Here is a 16,088-nt window from a genome sequence, read left to right as displayed (position 1 = left end):
CTTTTAGAATCTTTAAGCAAGAAAAAATTCTTTGTCCATCCGACTCGGGAATATATCTCAAGTCGGATTAAAATCAGATCACTGATTCCATTTTGGAAAGTTTGCAAGATTTTCTTGTGCAATCGAATCGTGAGCGGGAACTACTGCGAGTTCGGGTTTTTTAAGAATCAAATCGTGGACTTTCGCCAGCTCTTCTCCGAGAGCTTCCGAATCCTTATCTGCGATTCTTCTCGAAAGACGGGGTTTGTGCGCGGGAAGTAAAAATCCTTCTTTCGACCAGCTAATATCACCGGTAAAAAAATATCTTTTTTCAGGAGAGAGATTGATAAAGAGTCCGATAGAACCTCCTCCATGACCGGCCATCGGAACAAACACGATACTTCCGTCCTGAAAGAGATCCAGACTTTTGGAATACGATTCGTAAGGAATCTCTTGAAAAACTACGTCTTCCCATTCAATCCGGTCTCCGTCAAATTGTCTTTGAATATAACCGTGTCTTGCGTTAGACGTCATAGCTGCATGACGTTCCTCTTGAGTGGTTAAAATTTTTGCCCAAGGAAAATCCTTGATCCCGCTCGCGTGATCCCAGTGCATGTGAGAAAGAAAAACTCTTCCTATTTTTTTCGGATCGTATCCTTCTTTTTTAAGAAGATCCACCGCGGGAATATGATCCTTATACGCCATTAGGATTTGGAGATGAACCGGTTTTAGCGCGAATTGTTCCTTAATATCCGTTCCAAGTCCGGTATCGAATAAAAATATTCCCTTGGGGTGCTCCACAAGCAGAGCGGAATGGGAAATGATCCTCTTTCTTAATAGGTTTCCGCCTTCGAACAAAAAAGCCTCGGAAGTATCCGCGCTCGCGGTTCTCAAAAGTGTAAAACGAACTCCCGGATTACGAAATTGTATCGAGTTTTTATTTGTAATTTCCGTCTGAGAAATTTTATCAATTTTTAATTTAGGATATCCTAATGCGAATACAACGCCTAAAACTAAAGCTCCTATACTTCCAAAAATAATCCAATAACGTTTCATTCCTTCTCTCCTTGTTGTATCAATAATTTTACGGTTTTCGCGGCGGCCCTCATCGGACCAGGATCTCGATTGGTTCGGGACAATAGAATCGCGCCTTCCAAAAGACAAAGAATCGGAGTGGCCAACGCGGCGGCTTTTTTCTTTTCCCAACCCATTCTAACAAAATAGTCTTCGAGTTCGCCGTTCCATTCGGCAAAGACAGTCCTACAAGCTTCGTTTACCGGATTGGATTGGGAGGCGGTCTCCGACGCGGTCGTTGCAACCGGACATCCTTGATTAAAATCGGTTTCAATCAGCTTTCGTTCCAAGGCCTTAAAGATCGCCCCAACTCCAGTCAAAGGCGATTTAGAAGAATGTAATAGAGCCTTTAACATCGTTCCCATCTCTCTTCCGGAAGTAGTAATCGCCTCCGCGGCTAAATCTTCCTTTCCACCCGGAAAATGAAAATAGATAGATCCTTTCGGAGATCCCGAAGATTCAACGATCTCGTTTAAACCGGTTCCGTTATAACCTCGAGTTTCCAATGAGAAAGCCATCGCCCTGATCATCCGTCCTTTGGATGCTGCCCCTTTTTCACTCATTGTCAAAATGGAGCATAAATAAATAGACCAGTCAACATATTTTTTGATCCATTTTCAGGTTCTACAGAATTTAAAGCATTTTAGAAAATTCTTAAATCTGAAGTGATTAGAGAAGGCTTGCGAACAAGTCTTGATTTGAAAATTCCAAAACGGCTTTGGAACCGAACTCGTTCGAATCAAATCGAAAGGTTCCCTTTAACTGTTGTGTCATAATCGAAATCAAAGTAAAGCCCGTCGTCTTTGGTTGAGACCAGGTGGATTCTTTTGCGATTCCGGGTCCGGCATCCAAAACCGTGAGCGCGTATCGATTGTTTGTAAAATTCAATTCGACGGTGATTTTACTTTCTTGATTTTCTTTGCCGGAGTGACGAACCGCATTGTTTAACAACTCGTAGACGATCATAGCAAAAGGAACCGAAATTTCTATACTCAGAGGAGCCCCGTTTTTATTGTGAATCAACTCTATCGAAGAAACATTTTGGATTCTTATCAAACTAACGATTTCTTCCAATACTTTGTTGAGATCTACTTCGTAATCCGTTTCCGATTTGTAAATGGCGTCGTGGATCTTAGATAACATTAGAATTCTCTCATTAAAGCTCTCGATCTGTTTGTCTCCGGTCCTTACTCCATTGTTTTGGTGTAAGTTCGCAAACCCGCTTAGAATCTGAAGATTGTTTTTAACTCTGTGATGAATCTCTCGAATAAAAACTTCTTTTTCTTTTTTATGACTCGTAAGAACTCGAACCGTTATAATTGCAAGAGTGCAGAATAATATAAATTTCAAAATGGTATCGAAAATAAAAGCGGAACTCAATTCCCCCCTTCCCCAATACTGATACATTCGGAACGCCATCAAGGCTCCCGTATAACAAGAAACTGCGATCGTAAGTTTGCTATTGGAAAAATGTAAGAATAAGATGATGATCGTCGCCATAGAAAAGTAGACATTTCCATTTTGCATTCCGAAAAAGATTCCGAACGTCAAAGCGAAAAGGCTCAAATAGAGAATCGAATAAATTGCCGCTTCCAGTCGATCGAACAATAGAAAAAGAATCGATACAAGAGCGGATATCGCAAAAATCAAAAATCCGACTCGAATTCCTTGCCGAATATAAAGAAGACAAGCGGCGACAGAGACGATAAAAATGACGAGGTCGGTTACATAAAGATGATACGCTTTCTTACGAGTAAGATAGTCCCTTCTTCCGTAGATTCGATTTATTTTTTCAAAGAACATCGTAGTTTAGAATTCGTTTCCAAGAGAACATCTCTCGAAACGTGGAACATCATTCTCTGCGGTCTTGCAAAATACAAATGTTTTTCGAAAATACAATGCTCTTTCTCTTCGTTGCGGGAATTGATGTTTTCATTCTTTCAAAATCGACAAGGAGAGGAAGGAATACGACTTCTGTTTAAAAAGTGTGCAAATTAAATCTCTTTCTTTGCTCGCAACGGATCTTTTCCCCATTCGTTCCAGGAGCCGTCGTATAAGCTTACATCGCTTTTTCCTAATATTTCGAGCGCGGTCAAAGGAACGGTAGCCGAAACACCCCCGTTGCAATATACGATGATTTTTTCCGGAAGGTGTTCCACGTCGATTCCGGCAACTTGAAACGCTCGTTTCAATTCCTCACCGGGCAAAAATTTTCCGGTGACGGGATCGATAAGATTCGGATGAGGAACATTATGCGCACCAGGAATGAAACCCTTTGCATAGACTTCCGGTTTTCGACCGTCAATGAGCAGGACATCGGAAGATCGTTCCTGCACTTCATCTGCGGTTTTTCGTAATTCTTTTCGAATCTTAGGAGTGAACTTAGCCGAAGGAAACGTTTGTGCAGGTACGTTTGTTTCAATCATTCTTCCTTCCAGCTTCCAATTCTTAAATCCTCCGTCTAACACCGCTACCTTGTCGTGTCCGTAATAGCGAAGCGCCCATGCCAGCCTTCCGGCAAACATGGAATTGTGATCGTCATACGTTACTACAAAGGTTTCGTCTCCGATTCCAAGGCTTTCCATAAGGGTCCTAAATTTTTCAGGGCCGGCGACGTTCACCGGAACCGGATCGTCCAAGTCTACGATATCCCGTGTCCAATCCACAAAGACCGCACCCGGAATATGACCCGCCTCGTATTCTTCCGGAAGCGGAACGTATCTCGGTTGTGTGTCCTGAACTTTTCCACGAACATCAACAATTCGAATATTCAAATTTACGAATTGATCCTGTAACCAAGAAGAAGTAACTATCATTTTGAAAGATTACTCAACTGATCGAGAAAGGCGACGGCAAAACTTCCCGTACCCTTGGATTCTTTGGCCGCGTTAGAACCCGCGATCGCAAACACAGCCGAAGCGGAAACTGTTGCGCGTAACGGATCTTTTTGAATTCCCAAAAAAGAAGCGATTAAGGCGCCCAGAGAACATCCGACCCCTGTGACCTTTGTCATAAGAGGATGGCCGCCGGGGACGGCGATCGTATCTTTTCCATTTGTGATGTAATCGATTTCGCCGCTGACGGCGACAATCGCGCCCGTTTTTTCGGAGAGTTCTTTTGCAAAGGGTAAGGCAGCAGAAGAATGAGCCGTCGAATCCACACCTTTTCCTCCGCCTACGGTGCCGGCTAACGCAAGAATTTCGGAAGCGTTTCCTCGGATGACCGTCGGCTTTTGAGTAAGTAATTCCTTCGCGAGTTCGGTTCTAAAATGAAGAGCTCCCACGGCGACCGGATCGAGAACCCAGGGAGTTCCCGCTTTCTTTGCGGCAGTCGCGGCGATTCTCATTGCATTGGCGTCCATCTTCGTAACGGTTCCTATATTGATCAAAACTCCGCTCGCGATCGCTGCAAAGTCGGCGACCTCTTCTTCAGCGATCACCATCGCCGGCGAAGCCCCGATCGCAAGAAGGACGTTCGCTGTCCAGTTGGTGACTACGATATTCGTTATAACATGTGTTAGGGGAGCCTGTTTTCTAAGCTCGGAAAGATCTTCTAAGATCTCGATCGCGGGCCAAATTCTTTCTTTTATTTCGTTTGTTGACATCTGATTTTCCACTTCCTCAATTCCTTTCACGAGAATCGGATCTGTAAAGAATTTTCGATCCATCCATAAAAACCGGAAAAAAGAAGATTTGAGATTTATCTTGTCCAAATTCGATTGACTTTTAATTGACCGATAGAATTTTATTAAAATACCGTTAGTCAATTATAAGGAGCCTCTATGAAAACAGTATTAGTCACCGGAGCCAACGGACATCTCGGATATTCACTCGTAAAACTTCTCAAAGAAAAAGGGTATTCGGTAAAAGCCTCGGTCCGAGATCTCAACGATCCCAAAAAAACCGCCGCCTTAAAACAACTTGGCGTGGAACTCGTGTATGCGGATCTGATGAACAAACCTTCCCTTCTCGAAGCGCTAAAGGGTGTGGACGGTTTGTTTCAAGTCGCGGCAGCCTTCAACCTGACTTCCGATCATCCGGAAGAAGAAGTGATTCGGCCTAATGTGGAAGGAACCAAAAATATTATAGAAGCTGCATATACTTGCGGAGTTAAAAAAATCGTTTACACTTCGAGTATCGCCGCGGTGGGAGCCGTAAAAAAAGGAGAAGCTCCTCTCAACGAAACTCATTGGAACGAAAGAGGAATCGAACCTTATGCGATATCCAAAACCAAATCCGAAAAATTGGCTTGGGAATTGGCAAAACAATACGGAATCTCCTTAGTAACGATTCTCCCGGGAACGATGATCGGACCCGATTTTACGGAACCTACCGATTCTCTCGTTTTGATAAGAGACATTCTCCAAGGAAAATTACCGATGGCTCCGAAGATGTCTTTCTCCTATGTCGATGTGCGTGACGTGGCATTGGCTCACATCGCCGCCTATGAAAACGATTCCGCATCGGGACGTTATATCGCGACCGGAGATACTCATTCCGTATTGGAACTCGCGCAGATGATCAAAAAGATACGTCCAAAAACAAAAGCTCCCAAAGGAGAATCACCTTCCTTCTTGGTAAGGATGATGCCCTTCTTCGATTATCTCCAACACAAGATCACCGGTTCGGAAAGAACTCTGAAAAAAGAAATTCTTCAGGAGTATTTGGAAAAGATTCAAGTCTACGATTCCAATCGACTCAAGAACGAATTTCAATGGAAACGAAGACCTTTGGAAAATTCACTCAGAGAGACGGTTGACTGGATGTTGCCGCTCCCAGTATAATCCAATTTGTGGAAAAGAAGAGAGCGCGCAAACCGGAAGAAAAAGAAGTAAGAAAACAATCTATCGTAAACGCTCTGAAAGAACTCCTCTTAAAAGAGCGTTTTCCTTTGCCCTCTTCGAACGATATCGCGCAGGCCGCTCAGGTCACAAAGGGAGTCATCTACTTCTATTTCAAAACGAGAGAAGAAATTTTTCTTACCCTCTATCTCCAAGAAGCGAATCACTTTTTTGAAAAATTAGATCGAGTTCTTTTACAAGATTCTTATTCGATTGAAAAAGTAAAAAAAACGATCCTCGCACAATTTACGGAGAATGAGATTTTTATGTTCTTGGGTTTGATCGTTCCCGGAATTTTAGAATCAAACGTAGATCCGGAATTCTTATATTCATTCAAGAAGGCGACCGCGGATGGAATGGATCAAATCGCAAAATCTTGGATGAAAAAAGAAAAAGAACTCACCCTAACGAAGGCGCGAAAATTCATCCTCCGATTTTTCTTTTTGGCTTTGATGCTCTGGCAGCACAATCATCCAACGGAATCGGCGCAAAAAGCCTTTGCCGGAAAAAAACTTTGGCTCGCGGAAGGAGACTTCAAACAAGAATTATCCGAGTCCTTCGATTGGCTCTGGCAGGGTCTCATGAGGGATTCAAGTCCAAAACGATCCTAAGAAGAAACGGTTTTCGCAGAGAAAACACGATAAGTTCATAATAATATTCTAATATATCAAATAACCCCATTCTCGCCAAAAGGGTTCATTTTTCTTCAATCCTTTAAAAATTCGAACATTTCTTTTTATCCAATGAAAGCCGATTCCCTGAGGATCAAAAATGTTGAAAAGGAAACCAACTCCCCAAACAAAAGGTCGAAACCAACGTAGATCGAGATTTCATTTCACTCGAACAAACTACAATGGAGCGATTAGATGAATCTTCTAAGGAACACGATTGTGATAGGAATATGTTTCCTTCCTTTGTTAAGCGCATACACACAACCAAGCGGAGGTCCAAGGGACAACTGCAGAACCGAAAGAGAAACCTATTGCAAGGATTCGAGACCGGGTCCGGAAGGACATCGTTGCCTCAAAGAAAACGAATCCAAACTTTCAGCTTCGTGCAAGGCTCATCTCGCGGAGATGGAAACGAGACACAAGGCGATGAAAGAAGCCTGTGCGAGCGACGAAGAAAAATTTTGTAAGGATTCCACGCGCGAAAACGGCGGGCCGATACGTTGTCTGAAATCGCACGAAGCAGAGTTGAGCGCGAAATGCAGAGACTCACTACCGCCTCCTCCTCCGGACAAACGCTAAAAATTTGGGCATTCCCCGCCTGCAAAATTTTCGATCCAAAAAGTCTAACAAAAAGCAGGCGGGTCGGGCTACTCCAAGTTCGTCGCAAAGCGACTCATCTCGAACGGCGTTTTTGAAAACATAAGTTTAGGAAAAGAGGTTCGAGACGCTGCGCGCTTTCCGTATCCCTAATGCGTGTTCCAAAACCGGAAATTACTTGACTCAAGAAAGAAACATTCGAGAATCACTCAGCCTCTGAACTTCGGGAATCACAATGCAACTCAAAACAATCCTTCTGATCTTTTACGTATTTCAAATTTTATTTACCCTCACGATGAAATACCTATCCTATCAAGGGGATAACTCCTCTCAACTACATGAGCAAATTCTAAAATACTTTACCGAAACCGATATTCAAAAAGGAATCGAATACGCAAGGAGCGGTTTTTTTGCCTCCGTCCTTTCCGATCTATTGGATTTTGTAGTCGCCGGAATTTTTGTCTTCTCCCCCCTTTCCACAAAACTCGAGTCCTTTTTAGAGAAAAAGACCGGCAATCGTTTTTATCTCACGGTTTTATTCTTCTTTTTGATTTTTAACGCGGTACAATTTTTAATCTCGATTCCGTTTCAGTATTACTTCGGGTTCGTGCTGGAACATCAATTCGGCTTTTCAAAAATGACTTTTTTGGATTGGGTGATTTATACGGGTAAATCCTTAGGGATCGCCGCGTTAGGCGGAAGCGTAGCCGCTCTTGGAATTGCATTCTTGCTTAAAAAATTTCAAAGAGCCTGGAAGTTTTTAGTGCCCGTTGTAGCTCTTATCTTCGGACTTTTGTTTTCGATCTTATTCCCGATCGTAATCACTCCTCTTTTTTACGAATACAAACCGATAGAAGAAGGAAGTCTTAAATCGAAAATCATCTCGCTCTGTGAAAAAGCTCAGATTGAAGTTGAGAACGTCTACGTGATCAACGAAAGCAAATATTCGGGCCACACAAACGCGTATTTTACGGGCTGGGGACAAAACAGAAAAATATTTCTTTATGATACCCTCATTCAAAATCATACGGAAGAAGAAATCATCAGCGTCTTAGGACACGAAATCGGACACTGGACATACAATCATCAGATCAAAGACATCGCGATCAGCACGGTAGAAACCTTGTTTTTATGTTTTTTATTGGGATTTCTATTTCAGAAATTTAAAACAGAAGGATCCGTTTCTTTACGGGAGTTCTATTCCCCATCCACACTTCCGTTTTTATTTTTACTTCTTTCACTTTTTGGATCTTTGACAAGACCTGTTTGGAGCACAATGAGCAGAGCTCAGGAGACCGAAGCCGATATCGAAGCCCTCATTCTTACAAAAGATAAGAAGTCGTTTATCAATACGGAAATCAAATTGGCGAAGGACAATCAGGGAAGATTGAACCCGCATCCCGCCGAAGTGTTTTACTATCATTCCCACCCAACGACTCTGGAAAGAATTCGTTTAGCGGAGGATTGGAAAAACTAAACTTTTCGCAAAATTGTCTTCCGTTTGGAAGACGCTTGTTACCAAGAATTCATATAAATATTTTTTTTATGGTTTTCAATTCCTAATTTTTTTAGGATCATTAGACTTTAAAAGGAATACCGCATTCTCTTTTGCTTATATTGCCAAAGGGTAACAAAATGAATACGATTGCATCCGAAAACATCGAACTCAAGGTGCAAACCTTGGGAATGCAGATTTTCAAAGAGGATGAAAGTCATTCTTCCCGTTATCTTTCCAAACATTTCTGGATCAAAGCCTTCCTCAGACTTTCCTTTCGTTATCCCAATCTCAAAGTCGAGATGTTCCGCTTTGTGGACGTTCTTCCTTCCTTACATTCCAACAAAGAAATTACTGAACATTTTGTTCTCTATCTCTTGAGTAAAAACACGGAAATCCCAAATTGGCTTCGTCCTTTGTTCCGAAACTTCCTTCGCCCATTTCCGATTTCTTATTTTTTTGGAATTTTCATTCGAGCCGCAGTTCTCAAAACTTCGGGGAATTTTATTGCAGGAAAAAATTTCGAGGACGCAAGAAAAAAGCTGCAGAACTTGCGTAAGAAAAATTCAGTCTTTACACTCGACGTTTTGGGAGAAGCCGCCCTTTCCGAAAAGGAAGCGTCCGGTTATCAAAAACAATATCTCGACATCTTAAAAAATTTAGATTCTTTCTCCGGATCCGAGGTTACGAATTACGGAGAATGTCCGTTTGTAAACGTATCCGTCAAATGTTCGAGTTTGTATTCTCAAATTTCTTCTTTGGCGCACGATGAATCCGTATCCGTTCTAAAGGAAAGATTACGCCCCATCTTAAGACTCGCAAAGGAAAAAAACTATTTTGTAAACCTGGACGCGGAACAATACGATTATAAGGAAATCCTAATCTCTTTAGCGAAAGAGATCTTTTCAGAATCGGAATTTGCGGATTATCCTCATTTTGGAATCGTAGTCCAAAGTTATCTTAAAGAATCCAAAATCGATCTAATTCATATTTTAGAATATTCTAAAAATAGAAAGACTCCGATCACGGTCCGCTTAGTAAAGGGCGCCTATTGGGAATACGAAGTGATTCGATCCAAGGAAAAAGGCTGGGAAATTCCGGTTTTTGAAAACAAACAGGAAACCGATCTCAACTACGAGGAATGTGCGAAAATTCTTTTGGATTCGTATCCTCAGATTCTTTCCGCTTTCGCGTCGCATAACATTCGAAGTCTTTCCGCGATTCTTGCTTACGCCGAACACAAAGGAATTTCCAAAAGAGATTTCGAAATTCAGATGTTGTACGGGATGGGAGATTCTTACAAAGTCGTATTCAAAAACAGAGGCTACAGGATCCGCGAATATACTCCGTTAGGCGAGGTGCTTCCTGGAATGGCTTATCTCGTACGAAGACTTTTGGAAAACACATCCAATCAGGGTTTTCTTCAAAACTTCATTACGGGTAGAATGGATTACTCTCATCTTTTGAAAAACCCAAAGGAATCAATACATGCAAATCTTTTATAACGAGCCGATCCGGGATTTTTCCAAAGAAGAAAATCGAAAATGGATTTCCCCTGCAATTCAAAAGATTCGAAACCGTTTTCCAATCTTCGTCCCTGCGATCGTAAGCGGAGAAGAAATCAAAAATCTTTCCAAAGAAAAACATACAAACCCGGCAAACAAAGAAGAGATCACGACCGAATATTCGCTTAGTAATTCTTCGGCGCTTGAGAAGGCGATTCGGAGTTCGAAGAAATATTTTTCCAATTGGAGCAAACTCGATCCGAAGGAAAGAATTTCGATTCTTTGCAAAACCGGAAACCTGATCAGTGAAAACAAAGACGAACTCTGCGCTCTCATTCTTTTGGAAACGGGAAAAAATATTCCGGAGGCGGAAGCCGATATCATAGAAGCCGTTGACTTTTGCAGATACTACGCGAGTGAATACGAAAAAATTTTCAAAGGACAAAGAATCGATCTTCCGGGGGAAGAAAATCTTTATTCTTACAAACCGAAAGGAATCGTAGGAGTCATCGCGCCTTGGAACTTTCCGGCGGCGATCCTAACCGGAATGTGCGCCGGACCTCTCGTATGTGGAAACGCAGTCCTTTTAAAACCCGCCGAACAATCTTCAGCAATCGGTCTTTATCTCTATCGACTCTTTTTAAAAGCGGGAGTCCCAAACGAAGTCTTTCATTTTTTACCGGGAAAAGGAGAAGAGATCGGCGCTGAGATCGTCAGACATCCGGAAGTTGCAGTGATCAACTTTACCGGATCCAGAGAAGTCGGTGTTTCGATTCTTAAAGAATGCGGAAATATTGGGCCCGATGCAAAAAGAATCAAACGTGCGTTATGCGAAATGGGAGGAAAAAATCCGATCATCGTGGACGGAGACGCGGACTTGGATCTTGCCGTCGAAGGGGCGCTTCATTCCGCATTCGGGTTTCAAGGACAAAAGTGCAGCGCACTTTCCAAATTGATTATATTAGATTCTTGTTATAAGATGTTTCAATCCAGATTTGTGGAAGCGGTTTCGTCTTTAAAGATCGATTCTCCGGAAATTCTTTCCGCAAAAATCGGTCCGGTCATAAACGAAGAATCAAAACAAAGACTGGAAAAAGTTCTGGGCGATCACAAAAATAAAATTCTCTTTCAGGCAAAAATATCCGAAGACTTGAAAAACAAAGGTCATTACGTCCCTCCTACGATCTTTGAAGAAGACGATTGGAACGGCGATCTCGCGAGGAAAGAATTCTTCGGTCCTTTTGTTACATTCTTCCGAGTAAAAAAATTCGAGGAAGCGATCGAAAGAGCTAATGATTCCGATTACGCTCTCACAGCGGGCCTCTACTCTCGAAATCCGGAACATATTGAAAAAGCAAAACGGAAAATCGAAGCCGGTAACTTTTATATCAATCGAGCGATCACGGGCGCAGTGGTTGAAAGACAACCGTTCGGAGGTTTTAAACTTTCAGGTGTTGGAGCAAAAGCCGGAGGCCCTGACTATCTCAAAAGTTTTTTAGAACCCGTTACGATTACGGAGAATACGATGAGGAGAGGTTTTACAGCGGATCTGATTCAGTGAGAAGAGAAGGACCGATCGGGCGATAGTCGACGCAGAGAATTGCGATATCGTCCTCCGGAGGTTTTCCGTTCATAAATTCCTCCAAATCGAACATCATTAGATCCAGAAAGGCTCCGGCGGGTTGTTTCGCATTCGCCAAAAGAAATTCTTCAAAACAGGATTCTCCGTAATCCCTTCCCATCTTGTTCTTTGCCTCGATCAATCCGTCCGTAAAGAGTATGAGTTTATCATTCTTTTTTAATTGATGTTTGGAAGAATAATATTTCCAATTCGGTTCGATCCCTAAGATAAACGTGTTTTCACTTTTTAATTCGTGAATCTCGGTATAATTTCCTCGAACCACCAAGGCCGGCTGATGTCCCGCGCTCGCATAGGTCAACATTCCTTCCTTGTCTAAAATACAATAAAACGCGGTCACAAAAAGATCCTGTTTTTCCAAAATTCCACAGAGGGATCGATTGACCAAACTCAGGAGTAACTCGGGCTCTTTCACCTCTTGGCAGTGATTTCTAAAAGCCGCCTTTGTCATCATCGTTACGAGTGCGGAAGCCACTCCGTGTCCCGAAACGTCCGAAATAAAAAAACCGATTCGATCCTCGCCGAGATCGACTACGTCGTAAAAGTCGCCTCCGATCTTTTCCAATGAAAAATATTTAGCCGCAAGAATCAGATCCGGTCGTTTAACTCTCGTTAGGTCAGGAAGCGTGTCTTGTTGCACTCTCCTTGCAAGTGTAAGATCAAGAGCCTGCACTCGGTTTAGACGTTGTATGTTTCGTTTGTGCTTTTTGGTTTCGACGAGATGACGGGTAAGTTGATTTCCCATATTTCTTACACTCTCGGAGGCGCGCAAAAGCCAAACATGCATTAAAAAGAATACGATCAAAAAGACAAAGATCGATTTGATATGAAGTTGTAGGTATTCCGGATTAAAAACGATAAGCAACGTGAAAAAGACGAAGTAGTATGTTATAAACCACAAGGTGCTATAGATGCTTCTCGCAAGACCCAATACGGGGAGTTGAATGCTGATCACAAAGACAAACATCACTGGAAAATATTCGGGTGCAAGAAACGTAAAGTATCCGTAAAACGCCGGCAAGGGTAAAGAAAATAGGAGAGACCGATTGGCCCAGAGGAGCGCGGACCAGCGTCCTGTGACCATTCTAAAATTACTGTAAAGAGTTACGGCGACGGTATATAAGAAATTTAGAATAACCCATTGAGGCTCGGGTGTGACGGAATCACGAAGATAAAAACGTAAGACGGCCCAGAAGATAACGACGCCAAAAGCGCCCTGAAGAAGAGAGAAGGTAATCTCACTTTTCAGAGTTTTTTTCAACTGGAGAAAAAACTTGGTCATATTTTTTTGGATTTCAACCTCTGGATCAAAAACCATATCCACATTGTATTTGAGACTCTATTCTATACTTGAATCATACAATCCGGGGATTCGATTCTTGACTCGTGGATCAAAACGGATCGTTGAACGTACCTTGAATATCATAAATTCCAAGATACGCACTCTTTTCTTTGAGTCCTTTCGTTTAAAATGAATTCAGAAACTCTGGGTTCAGAAAATAGTTTTTTAAAGAATCTCCATTCTGAAAGTTCCCTCAATGAGATTCCGAGAGATCCAATCATCGAAATGGACATTCTATTTTAAAAAATCGAAAGGTTACGCCCGATCAGTTCGGCTTTTTGGCGACCGCGATATAAGCTTCGGAAGAAAGTGAAATCGGAAGTTGTTTGAGTTGGGATTGAACGTGCTCCAACATGATTCTTCTTTTTTCATTCCAGACGGATTCTTTCATCTTGCTTTTCATCCATTGAAGCGGAGCTCCTCCTTCGATCATCGAATCGAGAAACGTCTCCGCATCCGTAATTTCGATCGAATTCGAAAACGGAAGTATATCGATCTCTTGAAAGCCGGCCTCTGTCAATTGTTCACGAAAGAATTCCGGATTTTCAAAACTAGAAACATTGGTTTGCGGTTCGGGGATTTCAGGATTTGCTTTACGAAGGGCTCCGAATAAAAATTGCATGAGAGGAGAATTCGCGACGGGGGCCCAACCGGAAACCGCGACCTTTTTTCCCGGTTTGAGAACTCGATAGATTTCTTTGAGTCCTTGGAGTTTGTCCGGAAAAAACATCAGACCGAACATGGAAAAAGCTCCGTCAAAATGATCTTGCGGAAACTCTAATTTTTGTCCGTCCATCACAAGAGGAAAAACGTTCTGAACGTTTGCTTCTTTGGTTCCTTTCTTGAGCTCATCGATCATCGCTGGGGAAAAATCGATCGCATAGACTTCCTTTACGGATTTGGAAAGAGGAATCGCAAGCGTTCCCGGACCGGCTGCGACGTCTAAAACAATCTCATCGGATTTTAATCCGAGGAGATCCATCGCCTTAAGTGAATAGGCCTCTAAGAATTGTTTTGTGGATTTCGTATATCCTTCTGCGACTAAGGACCAAGGTTCAACGGAAGATAAAGGATTGGACATGATTCTATACTCTTTACGCGATCCATCGATATTACCAGCAAAATCTTGATTTCTTTTTGAATATCTCTGTAATCCCAACTTTGAGAAACTAACAGCGATATTGCGCCTCGCTCCATAAGTTATTTCCAAATTTACAAAAAAGAATGATCCCATTCTAATTCCATAAAATTGAAAGAATCAAAAAAATTCTAAATGGGACTTGGTTTTTCGGATTCGGATGTATACACGCTTGTAAAAAGAAAGGGTTTTTCCGAAATTCTATCTCGGATGGACTTGAAGTCCGATTTCAAGTCTTTTTCGGTGAGTCCGCTTTGTCGGGACAACTCAAGAGCATTCACCTTCCAGGAAAATTTCATTTTGCATCCCATCCAAAGTGGGAACTCCCCAAAAAATTCAACTTTCTTTCTATTCGGAAGAAACCGAATGCATCTCGAACGCCTTCAACAATTCCTCCGAATACTTCCAAGGTCTTTTCTTAGCAAAATCAAACATGATACAAATAGAAAGTGAATCGCAGGCGATCTTCCCGTCGGATTTCCGAATGAGTTTCTGAAAAATCTTACATCTCGATCCCTCAAATTCTCCAAAACGAGTAGTCACAAGAATCGATTCCGGATAACGAATCTCCGCTTTGTAATCGGTTTCGGAACGGAGAATCATCGGGCCAATGTTTGCTTCTCTCATTTTAGAATAACCCAAACCAGCCTCTTCGAGTGCAACCATTCTACCTTCGTGCAAATAAACCTGAAAGTTCCCCACATTGAGATGTCCATTTGGGTCACATTGACTCCAAAGAACCGGGATCTCATACTGAAACTCTTTTGAAATCAAACTCATAAATCACTCCATTTATAAACCAGTATTCACAAAACAGAATGAACGGTTTCTGCTTCCATGAGAATTTTAGTTCGATATAAAATTATTAATTTGCTCATAAAACCTTAGAAATCGATGGACACTTTGCTTTTCAGGGGGTATTCTTTTGCTCTTTCAATTTTTAAGTCCATTTTCGAGCTTTTTTTCTACAGGGGGGTTGACAAATCTCTCCTTAAGTGATAAGTTAACCTATAGGTTAATTAACCATATGGTTCAACAAGAAGCAACAGAAGATCATCTCAGCCTCACATTCGCCGCCCTGGCAGATCCGACGCGGCGAAAGATTTTGGCAACCCTTCGTTTCGGGGACGTTACCGTGAAGCAACTTGCAGAACCCTTTGCCATGAGTCTTCCCGCGATTACCAAACATCTCAAAGTTTTGGAAAGAGCCGGACTGATTTCCCGAGGCAAGGAGGCACAATGGAGACCTTCTCGTTTGGAAACAGGGCCCTTAAAAGAAGTGGCTAATTGGATCGACGAATACAGACAAATCTGGGAAGCCAGACTCGATAGACTGGATGATTATTTGCGGGAACTCCAGCAGAACGAGAAAAACGAACAACAAAACAAAAGGAAATTCGACAATGAACAAGGAAAAAATTAAAACCATTCTCTATTGGGTGACGACCGTTCTCGTCGCGGCGAACTACGCTTTTGCCGCTTACGCCTACACGGTACAAGGACCGGAAGTTGTAGAGGGAATGTCCAAACTCGGTTATCCCCTTTACTTCGTTACTCTTCTTGGAGTTTGGAAACTCCTAGGCGCTATCGCCATCTCGATTCCGAAATTTCCTCTTCTAAAAGAATGGGCTTACGCAGGAATGTTTTTTAATCTCACTGCGGCTTCCATTTCCACCGGAATTTCCGGCTTTGAAACCGTCCATATCGTAATGCCTCTCGTAGGTCTCGTGTTAGTCGGTCTTTCCTGGGCGCTTCGTCCTGAAAGCAGAAGGCTCCCGGGGGTCTGGAGTTTATCATAATATTCGAAT

17 protein-coding genes are annotated in these 16,088 nt (G+C 42.3%); 8 read left to right on the top strand and 9 right to left on the bottom strand.

Annotation, left to right across the window (positions count from 1 at the left end):
• Nucleotides 1-78 precede the first annotated feature (78 nt).
• The 5 genes from A0128_RS04115 to thiM all read right to left on the bottom strand — a co-directional run bounded on the left by A0128_RS04115 (nt 79) and on the right by thiM (nt 4,657).
• Nucleotides 79-1,035 (bottom strand): MBL fold metallo-hydrolase, encoded by a 957-nt coding sequence (locus A0128_RS04115; protein ID WP_069606356.1) that lies wholly within the window; start codon nt 1,033-1,035, stop codon nt 79-81.
• Nucleotides 1,032-1,571: a TetR/AcrR family transcriptional regulator gene (locus A0128_RS04110; RefSeq protein WP_245667197.1), complete on the bottom strand. Its 540-nt coding sequence runs from the start codon at nt 1,569-1,571 to the stop codon at nt 1,032-1,034. The genes A0128_RS04115 and A0128_RS04110 overlap by 4 nt, the downstream gene beginning before the upstream one ends.
• A 151-nt stretch (nt 1,572-1,722) precedes the next feature.
• Complete coding sequence (locus A0128_RS04105) at nt 1,723-2,856, bottom strand: sensor histidine kinase (RefSeq protein ID WP_069606355.1); 1,134 nt, start codon at nt 2,854-2,856, stop codon at nt 1,723-1,725.
• Nucleotides 2,857-3,047: 191 nt separating this feature from the next.
• Nucleotides 3,048-3,869: a sulfurtransferase gene (locus tag A0128_RS04100; protein ID WP_069606354.1), complete on the bottom strand. Its 822-nt coding sequence runs from the start codon at nt 3,867-3,869 to the stop codon at nt 3,048-3,050.
• Nucleotides 3,866-4,657, bottom strand: a complete 792-nt coding sequence (gene thiM / locus A0128_RS04095; RefSeq protein ID WP_069609102.1) for a hydroxyethylthiazole kinase — start codon at nt 4,655-4,657, stop codon at nt 3,866-3,868. Before thiM ends, A0128_RS04100 begins: the two co-directional genes overlap by 4 nt.
• A gap of 177 nt (nt 4,658-4,834) precedes the next feature.
• On the opposite strand from thiM, the gene A0128_RS04090 reads away from it, so the two are divergent.
• From A0128_RS04090 to A0128_RS04065, 6 genes are all read left to right on the top strand, one after another.
• Complete coding sequence (locus A0128_RS04090) at nt 4,835-5,836, top strand: NAD-dependent epimerase/dehydratase family protein (RefSeq protein ID WP_069606353.1); 1,002 nt, start codon at nt 4,835-4,837, stop codon at nt 5,834-5,836.
• Nucleotides 5,837-5,844: 8 nt separating this feature from the next.
• The gene (locus A0128_RS04085; RefSeq protein WP_069606352.1) at nt 5,845-6,504 is read left to right on the top strand and encodes a TetR/AcrR family transcriptional regulator; all 660 of its coding nucleotides are present in this window, start codon (nt 5,845-5,847) and stop codon (nt 6,502-6,504) included.
• A gap of 255 nt (nt 6,505-6,759) precedes the next feature.
• A complete protein-coding gene (locus tag A0128_RS04080) occupies nt 6,760-7,143 on the top strand; it encodes a hypothetical protein (protein ID WP_069606351.1) in 384 nt (127 codons plus the stop codon).
• A gap of 253 nt (nt 7,144-7,396) precedes the next feature.
• Entirely contained in the window at nt 7,397-8,638 is a 1,242-nt protein-coding gene (locus tag A0128_RS04075) for a M48 family metallopeptidase (RefSeq protein ID WP_069606350.1), read from the top strand.
• Between the two features lie 158 nt (nt 8,639-8,796).
• Nucleotides 8,797-10,161, top strand: coding sequence for a proline dehydrogenase family protein (locus A0128_RS04070; protein ID WP_083244050.1), 1,365 nt, complete (start codon nt 8,797-8,799; stop codon nt 10,159-10,161).
• Nucleotides 10,145-11,722 carry an aldehyde dehydrogenase family protein gene (locus A0128_RS04065; protein ID WP_069606349.1) on the top strand — a complete coding sequence of 526 codons (1,578 nt, stop codon included), beginning with the start codon at nt 10,145-10,147 and terminating at the stop codon, nt 11,720-11,722. Before A0128_RS04070 ends, A0128_RS04065 begins: the two co-directional genes overlap by 17 nt.
• Here the strand turns inward: A0128_RS04065 and A0128_RS04060 are convergent.
• The 4 genes from A0128_RS04060 to A0128_RS04045 all read right to left on the bottom strand — a co-directional run bounded on the left by A0128_RS04060 (nt 11,700) and on the right by A0128_RS04045 (nt 15,060).
• A complete protein-coding gene (locus A0128_RS04060; protein WP_069609100.1) occupies nt 11,700-13,082 on the bottom strand; it encodes a PP2C family protein-serine/threonine phosphatase in 1,383 nt (460 codons plus the stop codon). The genes A0128_RS04065 and A0128_RS04060 overlap by 23 nt on opposite strands.
• Before the next feature lie 325 nt (nt 13,083-13,407).
• Nucleotides 13,408-14,223 carry a class I SAM-dependent methyltransferase gene (locus A0128_RS04055; protein ID WP_069606348.1) on the bottom strand — a complete coding sequence of 272 codons (816 nt, stop codon included), beginning with the start codon at nt 14,221-14,223 and terminating at the stop codon, nt 13,408-13,410.
• Nucleotides 14,224-14,411: 188 nt separating this feature from the next.
• Nucleotides 14,412-14,579, bottom strand: a complete 168-nt coding sequence (locus A0128_RS04050) for a hypothetical protein (protein ID WP_156781765.1) — start codon at nt 14,577-14,579, stop codon at nt 14,412-14,414.
• Nucleotides 14,580-14,628: 49 nt separating this feature from the next.
• Nucleotides 14,629-15,060, bottom strand: coding sequence for an acyl-CoA thioesterase (locus A0128_RS04045; protein ID WP_069606346.1), 432 nt, complete (start codon nt 15,058-15,060; stop codon nt 14,629-14,631).
• A gap of 247 nt (nt 15,061-15,307) precedes the next feature.
• Here A0128_RS04045 and A0128_RS04040 point away from each other — a divergent pair, with 247 nt between their 5' ends.
• Both A0128_RS04040 and A0128_RS04035 read left to right on the top strand, forming a co-directional pair.
• Nucleotides 15,308-15,703, top strand: a complete 396-nt coding sequence (locus tag A0128_RS04040; protein WP_069606345.1) for an ArsR/SmtB family transcription factor — start codon at nt 15,308-15,310, stop codon at nt 15,701-15,703.
• Nucleotides 15,684-16,079 (top strand): DoxX family protein, encoded by a 396-nt coding sequence (locus tag A0128_RS04035; protein ID WP_069606344.1) that lies wholly within the window; start codon nt 15,684-15,686, stop codon nt 16,077-16,079. The genes A0128_RS04040 and A0128_RS04035 overlap by 20 nt, the downstream gene beginning before the upstream one ends.
• Nucleotides 16,080-16,088 lie beyond the last annotated feature (9 nt).

Source organism: Leptospira tipperaryensis (assembly GCF_001729245.1).
Taxonomy (GTDB): domain Bacteria; phylum Spirochaetota; class Leptospiria; order Leptospirales; family Leptospiraceae; genus Leptospira; species Leptospira tipperaryensis.
This window is presented reverse-complemented; position numbering and strand designations above follow the sequence as displayed.

What these genes read in the sequence shown, in the direction of transcription:
- A0128_RS04115 (WP_069606356.1), bottom strand. Translation starts at nt 1,035, where the DNA reads ATGAAACGTTATTGGATTATTTTTGGAAGTATAGGAGCTTTAGTTTTA.
- A0128_RS04110 (WP_245667197.1), bottom strand. Translation starts at nt 1,571, where the DNA reads ATGGCTTTCTCATTGGAAACTCGAGGTTATAACGGAACCGGTTTAAAC.
- A0128_RS04105 (WP_069606355.1), bottom strand. Translation starts at nt 2,856, where the DNA reads ATGTTCTTTGAAAAAATAAATCGAATCTACGGAAGAAGGGACTATCTT.
- A0128_RS04100 (WP_069606354.1), bottom strand. Translation starts at nt 3,869, where the DNA reads ATGATAGTTACTTCTTCTTGGTTACAGGATCAATTCGTAAATTTGAAT.
- thiM (WP_069609102.1), bottom strand. Translation starts at nt 4,657, where the DNA reads ATGTCAACAAACGAAATAAAAGAAAGAATTTGGCCCGCGATCGAGATC.
- A0128_RS04090 (WP_069606353.1), top strand. Translation starts at nt 4,835, where the DNA reads ATGAAAACAGTATTAGTCACCGGAGCCAACGGACATCTCGGATATTCA.
- A0128_RS04080 (WP_069606351.1), top strand. Translation starts at nt 6,760, where the DNA reads ATGAATCTTCTAAGGAACACGATTGTGATAGGAATATGTTTCCTTCCT.
- A0128_RS04075 (WP_069606350.1), top strand. Translation starts at nt 7,397, where the DNA reads ATGCAACTCAAAACAATCCTTCTGATCTTTTACGTATTTCAAATTTTA.
- A0128_RS04070 (WP_083244050.1), top strand. Translation starts at nt 8,797, where the DNA reads ATGAATACGATTGCATCCGAAAACATCGAACTCAAGGTGCAAACCTTG.
- A0128_RS04065 (WP_069606349.1), top strand. Translation starts at nt 10,145, where the DNA reads ATGCAAATCTTTTATAACGAGCCGATCCGGGATTTTTCCAAAGAAGAA.
- A0128_RS04060 (WP_069609100.1), bottom strand. Translation starts at nt 13,082, where the DNA reads ATGACCAAGTTTTTTCTCCAGTTGAAAAAAACTCTGAAAAGTGAGATT.
- A0128_RS04055 (WP_069606348.1), bottom strand. Translation starts at nt 14,223, where the DNA reads ATGTCCAATCCTTTATCTTCCGTTGAACCTTGGTCCTTAGTCGCAGAA.
- A0128_RS04050 (WP_156781765.1), bottom strand. Translation starts at nt 14,579, where the DNA reads ATGAAATTTTCCTGGAAGGTGAATGCTCTTGAGTTGTCCCGACAAAGC.
- A0128_RS04045 (WP_069606346.1), bottom strand. Translation starts at nt 15,060, where the DNA reads ATGAGTTTGATTTCAAAAGAGTTTCAGTATGAGATCCCGGTTCTTTGG.
- A0128_RS04040 (WP_069606345.1), top strand. Translation starts at nt 15,308, where the DNA reads ATGGTTCAACAAGAAGCAACAGAAGATCATCTCAGCCTCACATTCGCC.
- A0128_RS04035 (WP_069606344.1), top strand. Translation starts at nt 15,684, where the DNA reads ATGAACAAGGAAAAAATTAAAACCATTCTCTATTGGGTGACGACCGTT.